Here is a 21,306-nt window from a genome sequence, read left to right on the forward strand (position 1 = left end):
TGAAAATTTAACATAAATGGAGTTAATTCTTAAATATTTTCCAAACCTAACAGAGGATCAAATCTCTAAATTTCAGTTACTTGAAAGATTATATAAGGACTGGAATTTAAAGATAAATGTGGTGTCTAGAAAGGATATTGATGAGTTGTATTTAAGACACGTATTACATTCTTTAGCCATAGCTAAAATAATAGACTTTAAAAATGGTTCTGAAATCATGGATGTTGGTACAGGTGGTGGGTTTCCTGGTATTCCTTTAGCTATTATGTTTCCCAATTGTAACTTTCACTTGGTAGATAGTATAGCAAAAAAATTAAAGGTAGTAAATGAGGTTGCTGAAGGGTTAGGCTTAACTAATGTTAGAATTACACATACTAGAGTTGAGGAAATTAAAGAAACATACGATTTTATTGTAAGTAGAGCCGTTGCTGCAATGCCTACGTTTGTTCATTGGACTAAAGGCAAAATTGCTAAAAAACAAAAGAACGATTTAAAGAACGGTATACTATATTTAAAAGGTGGCGATTTAAGTGAAGAACTTAAAGACTACACAACTACAAGACTATACAACATAAGTGATTATTATGATGAAGAATTTTTTGAAACTAAAAAAATTGTGCACCTACCAAAAAAATTTAAACTATAAATTATTGAGTTTATTATAATATGCCTCAAATAGGATACCTTCATTTAAGTTCCAAGTGGTATTATCAAATAATGAAATGTCGTTTGTATTATAAGCAGTGTCATAAGATGTTAAAATATTTTTCGCTTTTTTAAAATACGACCTTGCTTTATTAAAGTTGTTGTTATGATAATTTGCAATTGCTAGTCCAACTAATGCTTCATGATCTAAAGAATTGTAGGATAATGTATGTTCAAATCTTTTAGCTGCTTTTTCAAAATTTCTCTTATATAGCAAGCTCACCCCAAGATAAAAATGGGCCGCATCATTTTTTTTATCAATACTTATAGCTTTATTAAAATCTCTTATAGCCTTATTAAAATCTTTAAGGTCTAAGTAAGCCATACCTCTATTGTAATAAGCATCACTACTATTTTTAAGTGTAATACATTTATTAAAATACATTAACGCTAGTTTATCAAAATCAAGTGCTAAAAGTGTTTCACCTATTTGTGTGTGTAAGTGTACATCATCAGGGTGGTGTTCTAGTAAAAAAAGAAAAGAGTGTAGTGCTTTGTTAAATTTTTTGAGATGTAGTTGTGTCATTCCTAAATTGTAATGCGCTTGAAAAAAACTACGATCTAGTGCTACAGCCTTACTATAATCCTCATAAGCACTTTTATAATCTTCTAAGGCATATTTAGAGTTGCCACGATTAAAATAAGAGTCTGCATCTGGTTTATTAAAAATAACAGTCGAAAAATCTAATATTGCACCCCAATGGTCTTCAAGATTAGCTCTTGCTATTCCACGATAAAAATAAGCGTCTAAATTTTTGTTGTCTATATCGATAGCCTCCGTAAAATAAGCTATCTGTTGTTCTGTATCTGCAAGTTTTTTTCCTTTTCTAACTAATTTTTTTGCCTGCCCATTTAAGATTATAGGTGTAGATAATAACACAAAAAACAAAGTAAATCTAAATAGTGACTTATTCATAGCTGTAAGTATATTAAAAATTCACAATTTAAAGACTTAATGTTAAGTCATATAAATATACTAATAAATAGGTTTTTACTTATAAAATTTAAGATATTTTTTACATTTAAAACTGTTGTTTGATAGAAAAAAATTTAAAGTGCGTTTAGTATCGCATACATTTTAGTAAATAATTGTTTTTCGTTAACCTGCCAGTAGGTGTCTTTAAAAAGTGATATATTATTATTAGTTGCAGTAACACCTAAAATGTTTTTAGCGCGTTTAAATTGTGCTTTTGCTTTTTCAAAATTTCCTTTATTATGATACGCCATAGCTAGTCCAAAATGAGCATCATAATCCATTTGATCTCTACTAATAGCATAACTCAAGCTTTTTATAGACTGATCAAAATCACCCAATAAAAAGTGCGTTACACCCAGATAAAAATATGCAGGTGTGTTATTGGGGTTTCTTTCAATAGCTTTTAAAAAATCACCTTTAGCTTCTTTGTAGTAATTTATTTCTAACAAAGCGAATCCACGATTATAATAAGATTGACTATTGGGCCTAATCAAAATACAAGCACCAAAATCAGAGAATGCTTTCTTATATTCTTTAAGTTTCATATATGCTAGTGCGCGTTGACTATATGACTTATAATCATTTGGGAAAAATCTAATCATCTTAGAATAATTAGTTACTGCACCCTTGTAGTCTTCAATATTAAACTTTGTATTTCCTAAATTAAAATAGGCTCCAATTAAATCGGGATCAAGCTCTAATGCTTTTTTATAATCTAATAATGCACCTTGATAATCCTCTAAATTGAACTTACAATTACCTCGGTTATAATAACTGTCCGCATCAGGCTCGTAAAAAATTATTTTTGTAAAATCTAAAATAGCGGCATCATAGTCCTCTAAATTGTATTTGGCAATGCCTCTGTAAAATAAGGCGTCTAAGTGTTTATTATCTATTTCTAGCGCTTGATTTAATACCTCTATTTGCGCGCTAGGATCAGTAAGTCTTAACGCTTGTCTAACATATTTGGTAGCTTGACCTGTACTGAGTAATGGTACAAGTATAAAAATAAGTAATGTCTTTTTCATGCTCTTTTGTAACGTCAATTCTTTATAAGTATTGTTTTATATATTTTAATATCAAAAACTATTCCAGTGTAATACTAGTTTATAAAACTAATAAAAATTATAGAGTAAACTTGTAAATTAGTAGCAATACCTTATCATTATATAATTTAAAATCTCTTAGTACAACATTCACTTCCCAAAATAGATACTGTATAGGTATTAAAATTTGTCTAAATAAAAACACTTTTTTTGTTTTTGAACAACTTTAAAAACCATACGCATTAATTTATATAAGTATTAAGCAGTTTATTTGTGCTAATTATGATTAATGTATTATCGTGTATTGTTTTAGGTTTTATAATTGCAGCTACAGGTAGTTTAACACCCAGTTTTTTAAATATGACTGTTGTAAAGTTTAGTTTGAAAAGCGGAAAAAAGTCTGCATTATATTTAGTAGGTGGTTTTGCCACTGTACTCTTTTTTCAAGCTAATTTGGGGGCATATTTATCTAGTGTTTTAATGGGAAATTCTAAATATATTACGTTACTTCAAAAAGTAGGAACTGGAATTTTAATTGTATTGTCTGTCTATTTTTTTAGACTATATTTTACCCAAAAAAAACAAATAAAACATAAAGAGATAAACACATCAAAGGCTTATTTTCATGGTATAGTAATGGCTTTATTAAACACCTTTGCCATCCCATTTTATTTTACAACCATTTCTATTTTAATAGGTTTAGAATATTTTACATACACGCCACTTAATAGTTTGTATTTTTCTATAGGTTCTACCTCAGGCTCATTTTTCTTATATGCAACCTATGCTATTTTGGCAAGTAAAATTGAACATAAATTAACGTTTGTTGCTACTAAAATGGATTTTATTTTAGGATGTTTAACTGGTGTTGTAGGTTTGGGTAATCTTATTTATTTACTCTAGTTTTTGGTATTACTATTATTTAATATGCACTTTTTAAATATTAGATGATTAACTTTAAAAAAGATAAAGCTATAGTATAGTTAATATCCAGGATAGAGACGTTAATTATTTATATTTTTATACTAAAAGCGCAGCAACCTAAATTTAGATTACTGCGCTTATAGTATATTTAATATGGTATTTTATATAAATATTAGCTATTTAACATTACAGGCATTACTAACATGGTAACCAACTCTCCATCGTCTAAACCATCAACTGGTGTTAAAATACCTGCTCTATTAGGCATACTCATTTCTAATTGTACATCGTTAGAGCTTAAATTGTTTAACATCTCAGTTAAAAAACGAGAGTTAAAGCCTATTTGCATATCATCACCTTGGTAATCACAAGTTAAACGCTCTTCGGCTTTATTACTATAATCTACATCTTCTGCTGAAATATTTAATTCTGCACCTGCAATTTTTAAGCGTATTTGGTGCGTTGTTTTGTTAGAGAAAATACTAACACGACGTACAGAGTTTAAAAACTGATTTCTATCAATTGATAATTTATTAGGATTTTCCTTTGGAATTACTGCTTCATAATTTGGATACTTACCATCAATTAAACGACAAATCAATTCAGAATTATCAAAAGTAAATTTCGCGTTAGACTCGTTGTACTCAATAGTAACTTCGTCTTCACTTCCTGCCAATATCCCCTTCAATAAATTTAAAGGTTTTTTAGGCATAATAAATTCTGCAACTTGACTTGCATTTACATCGGCTCTAGTATATTTTACCAACTTGTGAGCGTCTGTAGCAACAAAGGTTAAACCCTCAGTAGAAAATTGAAAAAACACACCACTCATTACAGGGCGTAAATCGTCATTACCAGCAGCAAAAATAGTTTTACTAATTGCATTTGCTAAAATATCACCAAGAATAACAGTTTTACTTGGATCTTCTAAAGCAACAGCTTTCGGAAATTCTTCGCCACTTGCGTAAGCCAAGGCGTATTTACCATGGTTAGAGCTAATTTCTACTGTATTATTATCTTCAACAACAAAAGTTAAAGGTTGCTCAGGAAATGTTTTTAAAGTATCTAGTAATAAACGCGCAGGAATAGCAACACTACCTTCGCTATCACTTTCTACATCTAGTGTAGAAGACATGGTGGTTTCTAAGTCGCTAGCAGAAACAGTAAGCTTAGTGTGGTCTAATTCAAATAAAAAATTATCTAGAATTGGTAAGGTGTTAGAACTGTTAATAACACCACCTAAAACCTGTAATTGCTTTAATAAATATGTGCTTGATACTATAAATTTCATGCGTTGGTTTTTATTATTTTTAAAAGTTTTATGTAATTATTACTTGTATATCTAAACGATAAAAAGCAAAAGTTACCCTAAACTTTTTTTATTTAAGTTGTAATTATACTTCTTACAAATATATTCCAAACCTGTGTTTTATCGAAACAAACTTATTAACAGCTAGCTAGCATATTTTTTCTTTCTAAAGTAGTTAAATGCAAAACTAAAAACAGTTAGTAAAACTATTGGTAATGCAATGTTTAGCAGTTGCCACTTTGTTTTTTCTTTTACTATTTTTTCTTGATTTAAAAAGGCAACTTCAATTTCTTTGGTTCGAATGTTTATAAGTCCGTTGTCATCTAAAAGATAATTCACTGCATTTAGCAAAAATTCTTTATTGCCGTATAATTTTCCTGTCCATCTATCAAAACCTAATTCTTGTGGTTTATTTCGTATCACATCGTTTTTAATTACATCGCCATCAGCAATTATAATCATTTTGGTAGTAACACTTTTGTCACTTGTATTTGTAAGTCTAACTGGTTTTACACGATTTGCAAAAGCTGATGTAAACTCACCTTCTAACAATACCGCTAATACTTGTGTTTCATTTTTAAACGTTTTTGGGTCTATAGGTTTCGTTACTAAATCTAAGCTAATTTCTCGTGGTGTACCTTCTAAACGAGATATTGGCGCGGTTTCTAAAAGTATGGTTTTATTAATGTTATTTTTTAGTGTGTCTATAGCATTTGCAAAATCAAAACGCACCAAATTAAGATTATTAGTAATGGGGTGTTTTTTGTTTGAAGTCACCAAAGGTGAATAGGGCCAATTTAAATGTTGAAATTGAGAATTACTTCCATCTCCCATAGCCAAAGTAATAGGGGCAGAGTAGGGTGTTGCCACTAAAGCAGGAGGTATTCTTATCCCGTAGTTAAAAAATAAGTCAGTAAGATTTAAATCTCTACTTATTGCATAGTTTTTTCCAGCGTTATTGTATAAACTGTCTTTTTCCATCGCTACGGCATCAATAAGCCATAAGCTTTTACCACCTTGCATACTGTATTGGTCTAGCACAAATTTTTCTTTTTCAGAAAATGCTTCAGTAGGTTTTGCCGAAATTATCAAATCAAAATCAGATAAACCTTGTAATGTTTTTTGAGTATTATTAGCAACACTATCTAAAGTAAAAGGGGCTATTAAATAGTACTCTCCAAGTTGTTTTGCAACATCTGCAATATACTTGTCTTCTAATTGGCCATTGCCTTTTAAAACTGCTATTTTTTTTGCTTTAGGTGTTAATAGTTTTTTAAAACCATCAGCAAAGGCATATTCTAAGTGTTGTACAGAGTTACTCACCAATTCTTGTTGCGATGCACCTATCTTTGTTTTTACTAACGGAATACTAACGGTTTGCTCATTATAGCTTGCTAAAGCCCATGGGAATATAACTTCTTGGGTAGCTTTACCGTTTTCTTTAACCTCTAACTGCATTGGTGTTAAACCACGTTGCGTTAGTATTTGAATGGTTTGTTGCCGCGTAGATTCATCTTCTAGTGGATTGATAAAATTGAATACTAAATTATTATTTTCGTTTGAAAACTCTTCAAGTAATTGACGCGTTTCAGTTTGAAGTCTTCTAAATTCAGAAGGAAAATCTTCACCTTTTAAAAAGATATCAATTATTAAAGGAGAATTAGCAGTATTGACGATGTCTTTAGCAGATTTACTTAAGGTGTAACGCTGGTCTTTAGTTATATCTAAACGTTTATAACCGTAATTTGAAGCAATATTCAAAATAAATAAACCTACGACAATAGTTCCTAGTTTTATAATATTTTTTTGCTCGATTTCAGCTGTTTTAATACTTAATTTTGTTAGCAGTAAAAATAATGTAATAATGCTTAAAAAATATATAATATCTCGAGTATCAATAACTCCTCGGCTTATGCTTTTATAATGATAATTTATACCAAACTGCTCTACAATTGTGCTGGAGGTGAATTCTGTAATACCTTCAAAACCAATAAAAAATAGGAAGCAAATAAAAACAGCAATAATAAATCCTACAATTTGATTATTGGACAGCGTAGAACTAAATATACCAATAGCAGTATAGGTTGCAGCTAAGAAAATAAGTCCTAAATAGGCACCAAACGTACTGCCTAAATCTAAATTACCAACAGGATTACCTAATTGATATACTGAGTATATATACAAAAGAGTTGGCAGTAACGCCATTAAAATTAAAATTAAAGCACCAAAGTATTTACCTAAAACAATATTGAGATGAGAAATGGGTTTGGTGAGTAATAACTCTAATGTTCCTTGTTTTTTTTCATCAGAAAAACTGCGCATAGTAACAGCAGGAATTAAGAAAAGTAGTATCCAAGGTGCTAATAAAAAGAAGGCAGATACATCTGCAAACCCATAATCTAAAATATTAAATTCACCTTTAAATACCCACAGAAATAAGCCATTTAATACTAAAAATATAGCAATAACTAAATACCCAATAGGTGTAGCAAAAAATGTGTTAATTTCTTTTTTTAGAATGGCTAGCATTAATTTTGTTAGTTGTTAGTTGTTAGTTGTTAGTTGTTAGTTGTTAGTTGTTGTGTTTTTTAATAATTTTATATAAATGCGACTTTGTTATTTCAAACTCTCCAAAGTATCCACACTCCAAGCTTCGGGTTTTGCATTAAAAAGTACTTTAGTTTTACTCCAAATACTTTTAAAAAGTGTTGAATTTCTGTAATTTTCCAAATGGTTTTCTGATACCCAATAGCTGTATGTAAAAAACACATTAGTTTGGTGTTTGTCTCTATAAAGTTCTAAAAATTCGCAACCTTCAAATGCTCTTATTAATGTTTTACTGCTTTCAAAAATATCTAGAAAAACCTCAATGTCTTCAGGCTTAAAACTTAATTTTACAATCCGCGTTAGCATAAAACTATTATTTAAAATATATCCTCTTTTTGTGGTGTTACAGGTACGGTTATAAAATCTATACCAATTGTGTCTCTAACACTTAAGCCCATTAAGGTTGCAGCACTACCGTGTTTTTTAGAATCACTTTTATACATAGCAATCTCTAAAAACCCGCCAGAATTAAAAACCACCAAACCTTTACCTTCATCTTGACGTTGCTCTTTCGGAATATCAAAATTTACAAAATCGCTGTACTTTTTATGTATTTTTTTAAACCTGTATTGTCTGGCAGTAATTTCAAACTTGCGCCCTTTTTGTATGGCTTCAAAAAACTGTTTACGCACATTGGTTACTACGTTACCATAAGCATCAATGTAAATAACACGGCCAATAATTTTTGTATTCTCCTCATTTACATAGGGTTTTAAATTATTGATGGGTTTTATAGCATTAATAGGCTTTCCAATAACTTCTAAAGTACCACCACGTGCTATATGGCAAGCTACTTTAACAAAAACATCTAAAACAGGAAAACTCGTTTGTATTTTATCATGAATATTAATTTCTACCATTTTTTCTGGTGCAATTTCAGAACAAATCATACTCATTATACCATTGTTTGCACAAATAAAATAGTGGTCGTCTAGCTTCATAGCTATATGTTTGTTCTCCTCATTAAGTTCAGAATCTATACCTATAATATGTATAGTGCCATCAGGAAAACTACTGTAAGCATTTTGTATTATGTAAGCTGCCTCTGGGATATTAAAAGGTGATACTTTATGTGAGATATCAACAATATTTACATCAGGTAATTCACTATAAATAGCACCTTTTGTTGCGCCAGTAAAGTGATCTTTCTCACCAAAATCGGTAGTTAATGTAATGATTGCGTTAGGCAAAATTGTTGATATGTTTTTAATGTTAACTCCTCCAAATTTATGTATTTTTGGATTGAGAGATATGTATATACAAAACTAATAAATCATTTTATCTCAATGCACATTATTTTAATTAATGTTTTTAACACAATTTATATTAAATAAACGCTTTTGAACGAAATTATCATTGAACTAGAAGAAATAACTCCAAAAGAATTTTTTGGAGCCCAAAACGCTAATATAGAACTTCTTAAAAAATACTTCCCAAAACTAAAAATAGTAGCACGAGGTAATAAAATTAAAGCCTTTGGTGACGAAGAACTACTTGAAGAGTTTGATAGAAGAATTACCATGCTACTTAAACATTTTGGCAAGTATAATAAACTAGACGAGAATGTTATAGAACGTGTATTAACAAGCCAAAGTAGTGATGATTATACAACATCTAAAGCAAGTGGAGAAACTATAGTACACGGCGTTGGCGGAAAATTGATAAAAGCGCAAACCGCAAACCAACGTAAAATGGTAGAGCTTATGCGCAAAAACGATATGGTATTTGCCATAGGGCCAGCAGGTACAGGAAAAACCTATACAGGTGTTGCCTTGGCTGTACAAGCGCTAAAAAACAAAGAAGTAAAGCGTATTATTTTAACACGTCCTGCTGTAGAGGCTGGAGAAAATTTAGGTTTTTTACCAGGCGATTTAAAGGAAAAGCTAGATCCTTACATGCAACCACTATACGATGCGTTGCGCGATATGATTGCACCAGAAAAATTGGCGAGTTACATAGAAAAAGGTACCATTCAAATAGCACCATTAGCTTTTATGCGCGGGCGTACGCTAGATAATGCATTTGTAATTTTAGATGAAGGGCAAAATACAACACATGCCCAAATGAAGATGTTTTTAACACGTATGGGTAAACATGCTAAGTTTCTTTTAACTGGAGATCCAGGGCAAATAGATCTACCACGGCGTACTATTTCAGGACTAAAAGAAGCCTTACTAATCTTAAAAAATGTAGATGGTGTAGGTATTATTTTCTTAGACGATAAGGACGTTATTCGTCATAAATTAGTTAAAAAAGTTATAGAAGCCTACAAAAGTATAGAAAATAGAGAATAATTTTTTTTAGGAGCTATTTCCCGCTTTCGGCAGTCGCTTTTTTGTGTTGCATAGGTGCAACAACACAAAAAGAGCTTCAACAAAGCCTCATTCGGGGCTAAACATGTTTACCAAAAACAGTCCTTAAACGATAAACGAATAAACAAATCAACTCATAAACACTTTTAAAATGAGTAATACAATAATAGATACTAACTTTAATTTTCCAGGACAAAAAAGTTTTTACAAAGGAAAAGTAAGAGCCGTGTATAATATAAACGACGAAGCATTAGTCATGGTTGCCACCGATAGGTTATCTGCATTTGATGTAGTAATGCCAAAAGGGATTCCTTATAAGGGACAAATTTTAAACCAGATTGCTACAAAAATGATGGCAGCTACAGAAGATTTAGTACCCAATTGGCTAACTGCAACTCCAGATCCAAATGTAGCTGTTGGGCATTTATGTGAACCTTTTAAAGTAGAAATGGTGATACGAGGTTACATGAGTGGGCATGCCGCGCGAGAATATAAAGCGGGGAAACGTATGCTTTGTGGTGTACCAATGCCAGAAGGCATGAAAGAAAACGATGCCTTTCCAGAGCCAATTATTACACCAGCCACAAAAGCTGAAATGGGCGATCATGATGAGGATATTTCTAGAGAAGACATTTTAGCTAAAGGTATTGTTTCAGAAGAAGATTATATCATACTCGAGGATTACACCCGTAAATTATTTCAACGAGGATCAGAAATTGCAGCTTCTAGAGGTTTAATTTTGGTAGATACCAAATATGAATTTGGAAAAACTAAAGACGGTAAAATTGTATTAATTGATGAAATACACACCCCAGACTCTTCGCGCTATTTCTATGCAGATGGCTATCAAGAACGCCAAGATAAAGGAGAAGCTCAAAAACAACTAAGTAAAGAGTTTGTACGCCAATGGTTAATTAGTAATGGATTTCAGGGTCTAGAAGGACAAACGGTGCCGTTTATGAGTGATGCTTATGTTGAAACCGTAAGCGAACGTTATATTGAGCTTTACGAAAATATTACAGGAGAAGCTTTTGTTAAGGCAGACGTAACTAATATTCAAGAACGTATTGAAACGAATGTGTTAGCGTATCTAAAGTAACATTTAAAACAAATTTAAAACTATAAAGACCTTATACTACTTAAGGTCTTTTTTTTTAATTTATGTTTACTATAAAGATAGTATTATACTTTTTTCCAAGTTTGATCAGCATTTAAATAAAAACTGCCTAAAGCATTAAAGCTACATTCATCTGGTGCAATTAATGATAAAAACGTTTCACCATTATCTCTTTTGTATAAATGATATACTTCGCCAATTACAGGTTCAAACGTAAATTTCGCATTAAAAATGAGTTTGTTATATTCAAACTCCTCCATCATTTTTTTGTATTCTGCTTGTAACTCTAAATACCGTGATTCAATTTTATGATTTATTTTGGTAATACTCCTGTTTTTCCAAGGCGTATTATTTGTTGTAGTAATTGCAGGTGCACCAACAGAAGTAGCGTAAGGCTTTAGCGCAGCATCGTACGTTCTGGTATCTTCATTAAAAACCACATTATCTGGCTTTTTATCTTTTTTCATAAGTATGAAATAGTTTAAGCTAACTTTTCAATTTGCTTCATTACTTCTTCTGCTTCAAAAGCTTTTTGATCACTCCTTTTTCTATTTGAAGTAGATAGGCTATGCGCTTCTTTTAGTAGTTTTTTGTATTGTTCTTGCAGTTTCTCTTTTTCTGATTTTTTTTTGAATAATCCGAACATGCTATTTCTAATATTAAATGATTTCTAAACTAAATTTATATTTTATACTACAAAGATACAATTTGTTTAATATATTATATTTAATGTTAAACAAAATATTGTGTTAATATTTCGAGGATCAGTTATTATTTATAGAAATGAAATTTGAAACGTTCTTTTAGAGAAGTTTTAATAAATCAATAGGTGCATTTAATATATAATCTGCACCATTTTCAATTAGTTTTTCTTTGTTTCTAAATCCCCAAGATACGCCAACAGCTAACATTTTTGTGTTTTTTGCTACCAAAATATCTGGTTCAGAATCACCTACAAAAATCACCTCTTCTGGTTCTACATTTAAGGTTTCACAGATATTTAGTGCTATTTCGGGGTTTGGTTTTTTAAGTGCTTCTTCTTTTAAACCTAAAACCGGGTTGAGGTAATCTGGTAGTAATGCTTTAGATACTTTAACTGTTAAGCCATGTTCTTTATTAGACAATATAGCAAGTTTTAAGTTTTTAGCATGTAGCTCTTTTAAAAGTTCTAAAATACCAGGATACGTAGTTGTTTTATTTGTGCAATATTCACTATAAACCTGCATCATATCTTCAAGACAAGCATTTACCTCTATGTCGTTAGGGTTACTCTCTGGTAATGCTTTAATTACTAAGCTTTTTACACCGCTACCTACAAATGTTTTATAAGTATCGTAATCATAGGTTGGGTAATTGCGCTTTTTTAAAACATAATTCATAGCATCTGCAATATCCTTTATAGAATTTACTAAAGTGCCATCCAAATCAAATATAATTGCTTTGTAGATCATTGTTTTTATTCAAAATTAGTAATAATACTCAACAACTCTGTTATTTATTGCTTGCTCATTTCTATAATTATTTAAAGGCATATTATTTCTTAGTTTTATAACTTCTTCAACAGATAAAATTAGGGGTTCTTTAAATACAATCCAGTTTACACCTTCACTACATGGTGGTGTTGTTAATGAGCCACCATATGCATAGTAATGTTTATCTTCTAACAGTAAACCAGATAAGTCTATTGTTTGATGTATATCTTTTGCTGTACCGTTTTCTAATGGTAAAAAACTTTCAAAGAACTCAAATAACTGACTTTCCACACCTTCCTCACCCAAAAGCCCTAAAACTGTAATATTTCCAGATTTACTTATGTGTACTAAATGTATTTCAATAGGGTAAATTAATCCGTTTATTTTATGTTCTGAAGGTTCATGAAAATGAATTTGCTTTAAATAATAGGTTTCATTTTTATAATTAATAGAATCACCAGCTTCAAAATCAAATTGAATAGAATGTCCATTATTTTCTACCTTTTTTAAAAGTGTTAGTGGTGTGTATTGTATTTTTAAGTCTCCTTGGAGGGCTACAGAATCAACATTTTGATGTATAATATTAATTGGTGATTGATGCTTACCATTACAATCAGAATTTTTCTCAATTTCAATCCAGTGTTCTGGTGATGTTTCTCCAGAGTAGCTCCAATGCAAGTACTTTTTATAACTTGCTTTATCTTTATCGTATTGAACGCATGATGACACTAAAACTATAAATACTAATAAGATACATGTAAATTTCATAATATTTTTTTAATAACTATTGCTATCACAAAATTACTATGTAAAAGAATCATGAAACCTTACTTTTGTCAGGTTTTGCAGATTATATTAAAATGTATTTGTTCATTTTAAGTGAATTAAAATGAACAAATACACTCTTATATAAATTATAATAATTTAAATATTATCCATGTTTTCAATAATTTAATACATACAAACCACATCTATAAGCATTACATTTATTTTTTATATAACCAAACTAAAATATATGACAGATAAAAAAAACGCCACAGCCTATTGGAAGCAAAATATTAAATACTTATTTGTATTGTTAAGTATTTGGTTTTTAGTGTCTTTTGTGGCAGGAATTTTACTAAAAGATACATTAAACACTATTAAATTAGGAGGCTTTAAACTAGGATTTTGGTTCGCTCAACAAGGATCTATGTACGTATTTGTAATATTGATTTTCGTATATGTACGCTTAATGAATAAACTAGATAAAAAATATGGTTATGATGCATAGTTTATTAATGGAAAGTATGAGCGTACAAAACTGGACTTATATTTTAGTAGGTATAACATTTACACTTTATATAGGTATTGCTATTTGGTCTAGAGCTGGGTCTACAAAAGAATTTTACGTTGCTGGCGGCGGTGTTTCTCCATTAGCAAATGGTATGGCAACTGCAGCAGATTGGATGAGTGCAGCATCTTTTATATCTATGGCGGGTATTATATCTTTTGATGGTTATGATGGCGCGGTGTATTTAATGGGCTGGACAGGAGGCTATGTGCTTTTAGCCTTATTACTAGCACCTTATTTAAGAAAATTCGGGAAGTTTACCGTACCAGATTTTATAGGAGATAGATATTACTCTAAAACTGCCCGTTTTGTGGGAGTTATTTGTGCACTTTTAGTGTCGTTTACCTATGTAGCAGGACAAATGCGTGGTGTAGGTTTAGTGTTCTCTAGATTTTTAGAGGTTGATATTAATACAGGTGTAATTATTGGTATGCTCATCGTATTATTTTATGCCGTATTAGGTGGTATGAAGGGCATAACTTATACACAAGTAGCACAATATTGTGTACTTATTTTTGCATTTATGGTTCCAGCAATTTTTATTTCTATACAGATGACAGGAAACCCAATTCCTCAATTAGGTTTTGGTAGTACATTATCTGATGGCTCTGGAGTGTATTTATTAGATAAGTTAGACGGTTTAAGTACCGATTTAGGTTTTACAGAATATACTGAGGGTTCAAAATCTACAATAGATGTTTTTGCCATTACTTTAGCCTTAATGGTAGGTACCGCTGGTTTACCACACGTTATTGTTCGGTTTTTTACAGTTAAAAAGGTGAAAGATGCGCGTAAATCTGCTGGTTTAGCATTATTACTAATAGTTATTTTGTACACAGCAGCTCCTGCAGTGTCTGTATTTGCTAGAACTAATATGATTGATACAGTTTCAAACAAATCATATGCAGATATGCCAGAGTGGTTTAAAACATGGGAAACTACTGGATTAATAGGTTTTTATGATAAAAATGCTGACGGTAAAATTCAGTATGTTGCTGGTAGTGCTTTTTTAAGAGATGATGATGGAAAAGTAGATTTTAAGCAGCCAAATCCCAATACAAAAAACGAGTTGTATATAGATAAAGACATCATGGTTTTGGCTAATCCAGAGATTGCCCAATTACCAAATTGGGTAATTGCATTAGTTGCTGCTGGTGCTTTGGCAGCAGCGTTATCTACTGCGGCAGGTTTACTATTGGTTATTTCAGCATCTGTATCACATGATTTGATTAAAAAAATGATAAACCCAAAAATATCTGAAAAAGGCGAATTAATAGCTGCACGTTTATCTGCAGTTGTTGCGGTATGTGTTGCAGGATATTTTGGTATTAATCCGCCAGGGTTTGTGGCAGCAACGGTTGCACTGGCTTTCGGACTAGCTGCAGCATCTTTTTTTCCTGCTATTATTTTAGGTATTTTTTACAAACGTATGAATAAAGAAGGCGCCATTGCGGGTATGATAGTTGGTATTACTGCCATGTTACTTTACATGATAAAATACAAATTAGGGTGGTTTGATGAGGTGATACCAGCGAAAAGCGAATGGTGGTTTGGCATATCGCCAGAAGGTTTTGGAACAGTGGCGATGATTTTAAACTTTGTTGTATCTATAGTTATTATGAAATTTACACCAGCACCGCCAGAAGATGTACAAGACATTGTTGAAAATATTAGAATACCAAGTGGCGCAGGAGAAGCTACACATTAATTTTTATTTTGGGTGACTGCCTACCAACAGTATTTTAGATAGGTTACAACAATGTTTCAGCTTTACAATGCAATCCCTAATTCGGGTTAGTCTGCCAATGTAAAAGTTTAAAACCTTCTTTTTAATCAGCTAAAAAAACATCTGTCGATAATTTCTAGTTATCCGCAGAAAAAAAAGAAACATTGTATATTTATTTATTAATTTAGAACACACATATTTTTCAGAATATTCAAAAGAAAACCAATGAGTAATTACCATATAAAACACTTAGAAGAATACTACCAAGTTTACAGAAAATCAGTAAGAGAACCAGAGCATTTTTGGGAAGAAATTGCAGAAGAACATTTTATGTGGCAGCGAAAATGGGATAATGTGTTAAGCTGGGATTTCTCAAAGCCAGAAGTTAAATGGTTTGAAGGTGCACAGTTAAATATTACAGAAAACTGTATTGATAGACATTTAGCAACACGAGGTGATAAAACCGCAATTTTATTTGAACCTAACAATCCTTCTGAGGACGCAGAACATATTACATATAACCAATTACACAAACGTGTCAATAAATTTGCCAATGTTTTAAAAGATCAGGGCGTTAAAAAAGGGGATAGGGTGTGTATTTATCTTCCTATGATTCCAGAACTAGCTATTTCAGTTTTAGCATGTGCTAGAATAGGTGCAATTCATTCCGTGGTATTTGCAGGATTTTCAGCCACTGCTTTATCAACTAGAATTAATGACTCCGATTGTAAAATGGTGATTACTAGCGATGGCTCATACAGAGGTGCAAAAACTATCGATTTAAAAGGTATTGTTGATGACGCTTTAGAAGACTGTACTTGTGTAGAAACTGTTTTAGTAGCAAAACGAATTAACACAGATATCCAAATGAAATCCGGTCGTGATCAATGGTTACAGCCTCTTTTAGATAACGCTTCTGAACGTTGTACTGCTGAAGTGATGAATGCTGAAGATCCGTTATTTATTTTATACACATCTGGCTCTACAGGTATGCCAAAAGGTATGGTGCATACTACAGCGGGTTATATGGTGTATACAGCCTACACGTTTAAAAATGTATTTCAATATAAGGAAGATGATGTATACTGGTGTACTGCTGATATTGGATGGATTACAGGGCATAGTTACATTGTTTACGGGCCATTAGCAAACGGCGCAACTACAGTTATGTTTGAAGGCGTACCGAGTTATCCAGATTTTGGACGTTTTTGGGAAATTGTAGAAAAACATAAAGTGAATCAGTTTTACACAGCGCCAACTGCCATTAGAGCTTTAGCAAAAGAAGGCTTAGAATTGGTTGAAAAGCACGATTTATCGTCTTTAAAAGTACTAGGCTCTGTGGGCGAACCTATAAATGAAGAAGCGTGGCATTGGTATAATGACAATGTTGGTAAAAAACAAAACCCTATTGTTGATACCTGGTGGCAAACCGAAACAGGAGGAATTATGATTACGCCAATTCCGTTTGTAACACCAACAAAACCAACCTATGCAACCTTACCTTTTATTGGTATACAACCAGCTTTAATGGATGAAAACGGAAAAGAACTAAAAGGTAATCAAGTAGAAGGGAGATTGTGTGTAAAGTTTCCGTGGCCTAGTATGGCACGAACTATTTGGGGAAATCATGGGCGTTATAAAGACACCTATTTTTCAGCTTTCGAAAATAAATATTTTACTGGAGATGGTGCACTACGCGACGAGGTGGGTTACTACAGAATAACAGGTAGGGTAGATGATGTAATTATTGTTTCTGGACACAATTTAGGAACCGCACCTATTGAAGATGCTGTAAATGAGCATCCTGCGGTTGCAGAATCTGCTATTGTAGGCTTTCCACATGATGTTAAAGGGAACGCACTTTATGGTTACGTTATTTTAAAAGATACAGGAGAAAGCAGAAACCATGATAATTTGAGGAAAGAAATTAATCAAATTATTACTGAACATATTGGCCCTATTGCAAAGTTGAATAAAATTCAATTTACTGCTGGCTTACCAAAAACACGTTCTGGAAAAATCATGAGACGTATTTTACGAAAAATTGCGCATAAAGACACGAGTAATTTGGGGGATACGAGTACATTATTAAATCCAGAAGTGGTACAGGATATTATGGATAATGTATTGTAATAATTAGTATATGAAGAAAATCATCTTTGTGCTTTTTGCAATCCTGTGTATTTGCATAGGAGTATATCCGTTAATTTATTTTTTGATTGACCGTACTTTTGGGCTACTAAGTTCAAAGAGTGATGAACTGCTAAATGATATGTTTTGGAATATTGGATTCTATTCGCATGTTTTATTGGGTGGTTTAGCTTTATTAGTTGGTTGGATACAGTTTAGTAAAAAACTTAGATTAAAAAACATAAAACTTCATAGGATTATAGGTAAAATATATGTTATTTCTGTTTTAATTAGTGGTTTAGGAAGTATCTATATCGCATTTTTTGCAACAGGAGGCTTAATTTCTGTCGTTGGTTTTTTGTGCTTAGGCTTGATATGGATTTACACAACACTACTAGCATACACTTCAATTAGAAAGGGTAATTTAAACCAGCATCAAAAATTTATGATTTTAAGTTATGCAGCTTGTTTCGCGGCTGTTACATTGCGTATTTGGTTACCTATGTTAACTATTTTGCTTCAGGATTTTATTTCTGCTTACAGAATTGTAGCATGGCTATGTTGGGTACCAAATATTCTTGTAGGTACTTTTATTATACGGAAATTAGGGTTGAATAATTCTTAAATAAGTTTAAAATCTAAAAGTAATTCGTCTTCAATAGAGGCTTGTAAATGATCGCCTTTTACATTCTCTCCTGCACCAGTAGCAGGTGTGCCAGTAAAAATTAAATCACCAGGTTCTAGAGTCATGTATTTTGAAACATAAGCAATAATTTCAGCAAAGTTGTAAATCATATGGCTAGTATTACCAGTTTGCACTTCAGTATCGTTAATTTTTAAACTGAAATTAATAGTGTTAATATCAGCAAAATCAGAAATAGATTTAAACCCATTAACAGGAGACGCGCCATCGAAACCTTTGGCTAATGCCCACGGGCCTTTATTGGCTCTACTTGCTCCTAAAACATCCTTTGCAGTATAATCAATTCCTACACCAATCTCACTAATATAAGATGCTGCTTCACTTTCAGAAATATCTTTACCGGTTTTACCAATTTTTACTACCAATTCTACCTCATAAATCAACTGATTTGTAATTTTAGGAAAAACAACATCTTTATTATCAGTTACTAAAGTGCTTTCGGCTTTAATAAAAATAAGCTGCTCGCCAGTTTTTAAGGCGTTAATTTCAGATGGATCATTAACGTAGTTTTTACCTATACCTATTATTTTCATGAGTTTTATTTAAAGAATTTATTAGTTATCAAAAGTAATAAATATTCTAATTTTGATAAATGATTAGCAGTATAGTTTTTAATTAAAAACTTACCTTTCAACTTTGAAAAAGAACTTATGCAGCACTTCAAAGAGAAATCAAAATCTAAATACAAATCTAAGCCAAAAGTAACCATGGCTCAGGCCTTTAAAACCATTATTTGGCCACGACGAAATTTGGTGTTTATTGGCTTAATTTTAATTGTTATTCGCAGTTTAGCAGGATTGATATTGCCATGGCAAAGTAAAGTGTTATTAGATGAGGTAATACCAAGTAAGGATGTGTCTCAAATTTATACCTTAATAGCTATTGTTATTTCTGCAATTACCATACAAGCCATAACATCATTTGCGTTAACCAGAATTTTAAGTGTACAAGCACAATATTTAATAAGCGAATTACGGGCTCAGGTTCAGAAAAAAGTATTGTCGTTACCTATTCGTTTTTTCGATAACACAAAATCTGGTGCTTTGGTATCTAGAATAATGAGTGATGTGGAAGGTGTTCGAAATTTAATAGGAACAGGTTTAGTACAACTTGTAGGTGGTACGTTTACCGCTATAGTATCATTGGTTATTTTAATAAAACTTAATCCGTGGATGACACTTTTCGTGTTTGTACCACTTTCAATATTTGGTTACATAGCGCTTAAAGCCTTCAAATATATTCGTCCTATTTTTAGAATACGAGGTAAAATAAATGCTGAGGTTAAAGGGCGGTTAACTGAGACATTAGCAGGTGTTAGAGTGATAAAAGCCTTTAATGCAGAAGCACAAGAACATAAGATTTTTGAAAAGGGCGTGGATGAATTGTTTCAAAATGTAAAAAAGAGTTTAACTGCAACCGCTTTTATGACGAGTTCGTCAACATTTTTAATAGGTATGGCAACAACAGGTATTATGGGAATTGGTGGTTATTATATGATTTTAGGGGAAATGACGACAGGAGATTTTCTGTTCTTTACATTAATTCTTGGTTTTATGATAGCGCCAATCGTTCAAATGAGTAATATAGGAAGCCAATTAACCGAGGCCTTAGCGGGTTTAGATAGAACAGAAGAGTTAATGAATATGGCTGCTGAGGAGGACGATGCACATCGAAATATTCAGCTTAATAGTTTAAAAGGAGATATTGCATTTCATGATGTGTCTTTTGCTTATGAAGCTGATAAAGAGGTACTTCATAATATTAGTTTTAAAGCTCCGGCAGGTTCGGTTTTAGCTCTTGTTGGAAGTTCTGGTTCGGGTAAATCTACTATTGCAGGATTATCGGCTACATTTTTAAATCCAAAATCGGGAAAGGTGACTATTGATAATCAAGATTTATCAAAAGTAAAATTGAATAGTTATCGCCAATATTTAGGAGTAGTGTTGCAAGATGAATTTCTATTTGAAGGTACGATTAAAGAAAACATTATGTTTCCTAGACCTGATGCCACAGAAGACGAATTGCAAAATGCGGTTAAAGCAGCCTACGTAAATGAATTTACAGATAGATTTGATGATGGTTTAGAAACCTTAATTGGCGAACGTGGGGTTAAGCTTTCTGGCGGACAGCGCCAACGTTTGGCTATTGCGCGTGCTATTTTAGCAAATCCTAAAATTATAATTTTAGATGAAGCCACTTCAAACTTAGATACTGAAAGTGAAGCATTAATTCAAAAAAGTTTGAATGTATTGGTTAAAAATAGAACAACCATTGTTATTGCGCACAGATTAAGTACTATTAGAAAAGCAGATCAAATCTTGGTTATTGAGGCGGGACGAATAGTTGAACGCGGCACGCATGATGAGTTGATAGCTCTTAACGGCAGGTATTTTGATTTATATACCTATCAAGCAAAAATTTAATGTATGACAGTTTTAGATTTAGATTCAAAAGAATACAATGCGTATTATAAGATTTATTTGGAGCAATTATCAAGTGATTTAGAATTATTAGAAGGGTTTGAAAATGAAAAGCAAAACGTTGTTAATTTTTTTAATACTATTCCTAAAGAAAAATATGATTATGCGTATGCTGAAGGGAAATGGACTGTTAAAGAGGTGTTTCAACATTTAATAGACACCGAGCGTGTCTTTATGTATCGGTGTTTTAGAATTGCTAGAAGAGATGTAACACCTTTAGCAGGGTTTGATCAAGATGATTTTATGAGTACCTGCAATGCAAATTCAAAACCAATAGCATTACTTCTTGAAGAATTTACAACCGTAAGAGCTAGTTTTATAGTGTTATTAAAAACACTTAGTGATGATGATTTAAAATGTATGGGAATAGCAAGTGGTTTTCCATCCTCAGCACGAGCAATCGCCTTTATAAACCTTGGGCATTACCTTTGGCATATTGATATTATTAAAAACCGATACTTGTAAG

At 31.9% G+C, this 21,306-nt stretch carries 21 protein-coding genes; 10 read left to right on the top strand and 11 right to left on the bottom strand.

Annotated features, from left to right (window positions below; translation table 11 throughout):
* Positions 1–16: 16 nt before the first annotated feature.
* Positions 17–646: a 16S rRNA (guanine(527)-N(7))-methyltransferase RsmG gene (rsmG, locus tag ACKGJY_RS00110; RefSeq protein ID WP_413971810.1), complete on the top strand. Its 630-nt coding sequence runs from the start codon at positions 17–19 to the stop codon at positions 644–646.
* Here rsmG and ACKGJY_RS00115 read toward each other — a convergent pair.
* Together ACKGJY_RS00115 and ACKGJY_RS00120 are read right to left on the bottom strand one after the other, a co-directional pair.
* On the bottom strand, positions 641–1,621 hold the full coding sequence (locus ACKGJY_RS00115; protein ID WP_413971811.1) for a tetratricopeptide repeat protein: 981 nt from the start codon (positions 1,619–1,621) through the stop codon (positions 641–643). The two genes, rsmG and ACKGJY_RS00115, sit on opposite strands and share 6 nt — an antisense overlap.
* Positions 1,622–1,755: 134 nt before the next feature.
* The gene (locus tag ACKGJY_RS00120; protein ID WP_413971812.1) at positions 1,756–2,709 is read right to left on the bottom strand and encodes a tetratricopeptide repeat protein; all 954 of its coding nucleotides are present in this window, start codon (positions 2,707–2,709) and stop codon (positions 1,756–1,758) included.
* 300 nt (positions 2,710–3,009) lie between these two features.
* On the opposite strand from ACKGJY_RS00120, the gene ACKGJY_RS00125 reads away from it, so the two are divergent.
* A complete protein-coding gene (locus ACKGJY_RS00125) occupies positions 3,010–3,630 on the top strand; it encodes a lysine transporter LysE (protein WP_413971813.1) in 621 nt (206 codons plus the stop codon).
* A gap of 193 nt (positions 3,631–3,823) precedes the next feature.
* Here the strand turns inward: ACKGJY_RS00125 and dnaN are convergent, their stop codons facing one another.
* From dnaN to ACKGJY_RS00145, 4 genes are all read right to left on the bottom strand, one after another.
* Positions 3,824–4,942 carry a DNA polymerase III subunit beta gene (gene dnaN, locus ACKGJY_RS00130; protein ID WP_413971814.1) on the bottom strand — a complete coding sequence of 373 codons (1,119 nt, stop codon included), beginning with the start codon at positions 4,940–4,942 and terminating at the stop codon, positions 3,824–3,826.
* 162 nt (positions 4,943–5,104) lie between these two features.
* A complete protein-coding gene (gene gldG, locus ACKGJY_RS00135) occupies positions 5,105–7,489 on the bottom strand; it encodes a gliding motility-associated ABC transporter substrate-binding protein GldG (protein WP_413971815.1) in 2,385 nt (794 codons plus the stop codon).
* Between the two features lie 87 nt (positions 7,490–7,576).
* Positions 7,577–7,873 (bottom strand): putative quinol monooxygenase, encoded by a 297-nt coding sequence (locus ACKGJY_RS00140; protein ID WP_413971816.1) that lies wholly within the window; start codon positions 7,871–7,873, stop codon positions 7,577–7,579.
* 11 nt (positions 7,874–7,884) lie between these two features.
* The gene (locus tag ACKGJY_RS00145) at positions 7,885–8,757 is read right to left on the bottom strand and encodes an S-adenosyl-l-methionine hydroxide adenosyltransferase family protein (RefSeq protein WP_413971817.1); all 873 of its coding nucleotides are present in this window, start codon (positions 8,755–8,757) and stop codon (positions 7,885–7,887) included.
* 150 nt (positions 8,758–8,907) lie between these two features.
* On the opposite strand from ACKGJY_RS00145, the gene ACKGJY_RS00150 reads away from it, so the two are divergent.
* Positions 8,908–9,861: a PhoH family protein gene (locus ACKGJY_RS00150; protein ID WP_413971818.1), complete on the top strand. Its 954-nt coding sequence runs from the start codon at positions 8,908–8,910 to the stop codon at positions 9,859–9,861.
* A gap of 169 nt (positions 9,862–10,030) precedes the next feature.
* A complete protein-coding gene (locus ACKGJY_RS00155; protein ID WP_413971819.1) occupies positions 10,031–10,978 on the top strand; it encodes a phosphoribosylaminoimidazolesuccinocarboxamide synthase in 948 nt (315 codons plus the stop codon).
* A gap of 83 nt (positions 10,979–11,061) precedes the next feature.
* Here ACKGJY_RS00155 and ACKGJY_RS00160 read toward each other — a convergent pair whose 3' ends face one another.
* The 4 genes from ACKGJY_RS00160 to ACKGJY_RS00175 form a co-directional block, all read right to left on the bottom strand.
* Positions 11,062–11,463, bottom strand: a complete 402-nt coding sequence (locus ACKGJY_RS00160) for a DUF2452 domain-containing protein (protein ID WP_413971820.1) — start codon at positions 11,461–11,463, stop codon at positions 11,062–11,064.
* A gap of 14 nt (positions 11,464–11,477) precedes the next feature.
* Positions 11,478–11,642 (bottom strand): Lacal_2735 family protein, encoded by a 165-nt coding sequence (locus ACKGJY_RS00165; RefSeq protein WP_413971821.1) that lies wholly within the window; start codon positions 11,640–11,642, stop codon positions 11,478–11,480.
* A gap of 157 nt (positions 11,643–11,799) precedes the next feature.
* Positions 11,800–12,447: an HAD family hydrolase gene (locus tag ACKGJY_RS00170; protein WP_413971822.1), complete on the bottom strand. Its 648-nt coding sequence runs from the start codon at positions 12,445–12,447 to the stop codon at positions 11,800–11,802.
* A 15-nt stretch (positions 12,448–12,462) separates the two neighbouring features.
* On the bottom strand, positions 12,463–13,236 hold the full coding sequence (locus ACKGJY_RS00175; RefSeq protein WP_413971823.1) for a carbonic anhydrase: 774 nt from the start codon (positions 13,234–13,236) through the stop codon (positions 12,463–12,465).
* Positions 13,237–13,483: 247 nt separating this feature from the next.
* Here ACKGJY_RS00175 and ACKGJY_RS00180 point away from each other — a divergent pair, with 247 nt between their 5' ends.
* From ACKGJY_RS00180 to ACKGJY_RS00195, 4 genes are all read left to right on the top strand, one after another.
* Positions 13,484–13,741 (top strand): DUF4212 domain-containing protein, encoded by a 258-nt coding sequence (locus ACKGJY_RS00180; RefSeq protein WP_413971824.1) that lies wholly within the window; start codon positions 13,484–13,486, stop codon positions 13,739–13,741.
* Positions 13,742–13,757: 16 nt separating this feature from the next.
* Positions 13,758–15,509 carry a sodium:solute symporter family protein gene (locus tag ACKGJY_RS00185; protein WP_413972454.1) on the top strand — a complete coding sequence of 584 codons (1,752 nt, stop codon included), beginning with the start codon at positions 13,758–13,760 and terminating at the stop codon, positions 15,507–15,509.
* A gap of 243 nt (positions 15,510–15,752) precedes the next feature.
* Positions 15,753–17,660, top strand: a complete 1,908-nt coding sequence (acs, locus tag ACKGJY_RS00190) for an acetate--CoA ligase (protein ID WP_413971825.1) — start codon at positions 15,753–15,755, stop codon at positions 17,658–17,660.
* Positions 17,661–17,670: 10 nt separating this feature from the next.
* Positions 17,671–18,282, top strand: a complete 612-nt coding sequence (locus tag ACKGJY_RS00195) for a DUF2306 domain-containing protein (protein WP_413971826.1) — start codon at positions 17,671–17,673, stop codon at positions 18,280–18,282.
* On the opposite strand, the gene ACKGJY_RS00200 is transcribed toward ACKGJY_RS00195, so the two are convergent.
* Positions 18,279–18,893, bottom strand: coding sequence for a fumarylacetoacetate hydrolase family protein (locus ACKGJY_RS00200; RefSeq protein ID WP_413971827.1), 615 nt, complete (start codon positions 18,891–18,893; stop codon positions 18,279–18,281). The two genes, ACKGJY_RS00195 and ACKGJY_RS00200, sit on opposite strands and share 4 nt — an antisense overlap.
* Before the next feature lie 117 nt (positions 18,894–19,010).
* Between ACKGJY_RS00200 and ACKGJY_RS00205 the strand changes: the two genes are divergently transcribed.
* Together ACKGJY_RS00205 and ACKGJY_RS00210 are read left to right on the top strand one after the other, a co-directional pair.
* Positions 19,011–20,783, top strand: coding sequence for an ABC transporter ATP-binding protein (locus ACKGJY_RS00205; RefSeq protein WP_413971828.1), 1,773 nt, complete (start codon positions 19,011–19,013; stop codon positions 20,781–20,783).
* A 3-nt stretch (positions 20,784–20,786) separates the two neighbouring features.
* Positions 20,787–21,305 carry a DinB family protein gene (locus tag ACKGJY_RS00210; protein WP_413971829.1) on the top strand — a complete coding sequence of 173 codons (519 nt, stop codon included), beginning with the start codon at positions 20,787–20,789 and terminating at the stop codon, positions 21,303–21,305.
* Position 21,306: the final 1 nt, after the last annotated feature.

The organism is Hyunsoonleella sp. 2307UL5-6, from assembly GCF_047345485.1.
Classification (GTDB): domain Bacteria; phylum Bacteroidota; class Bacteroidia; order Flavobacteriales; family Flavobacteriaceae; genus Jejuia.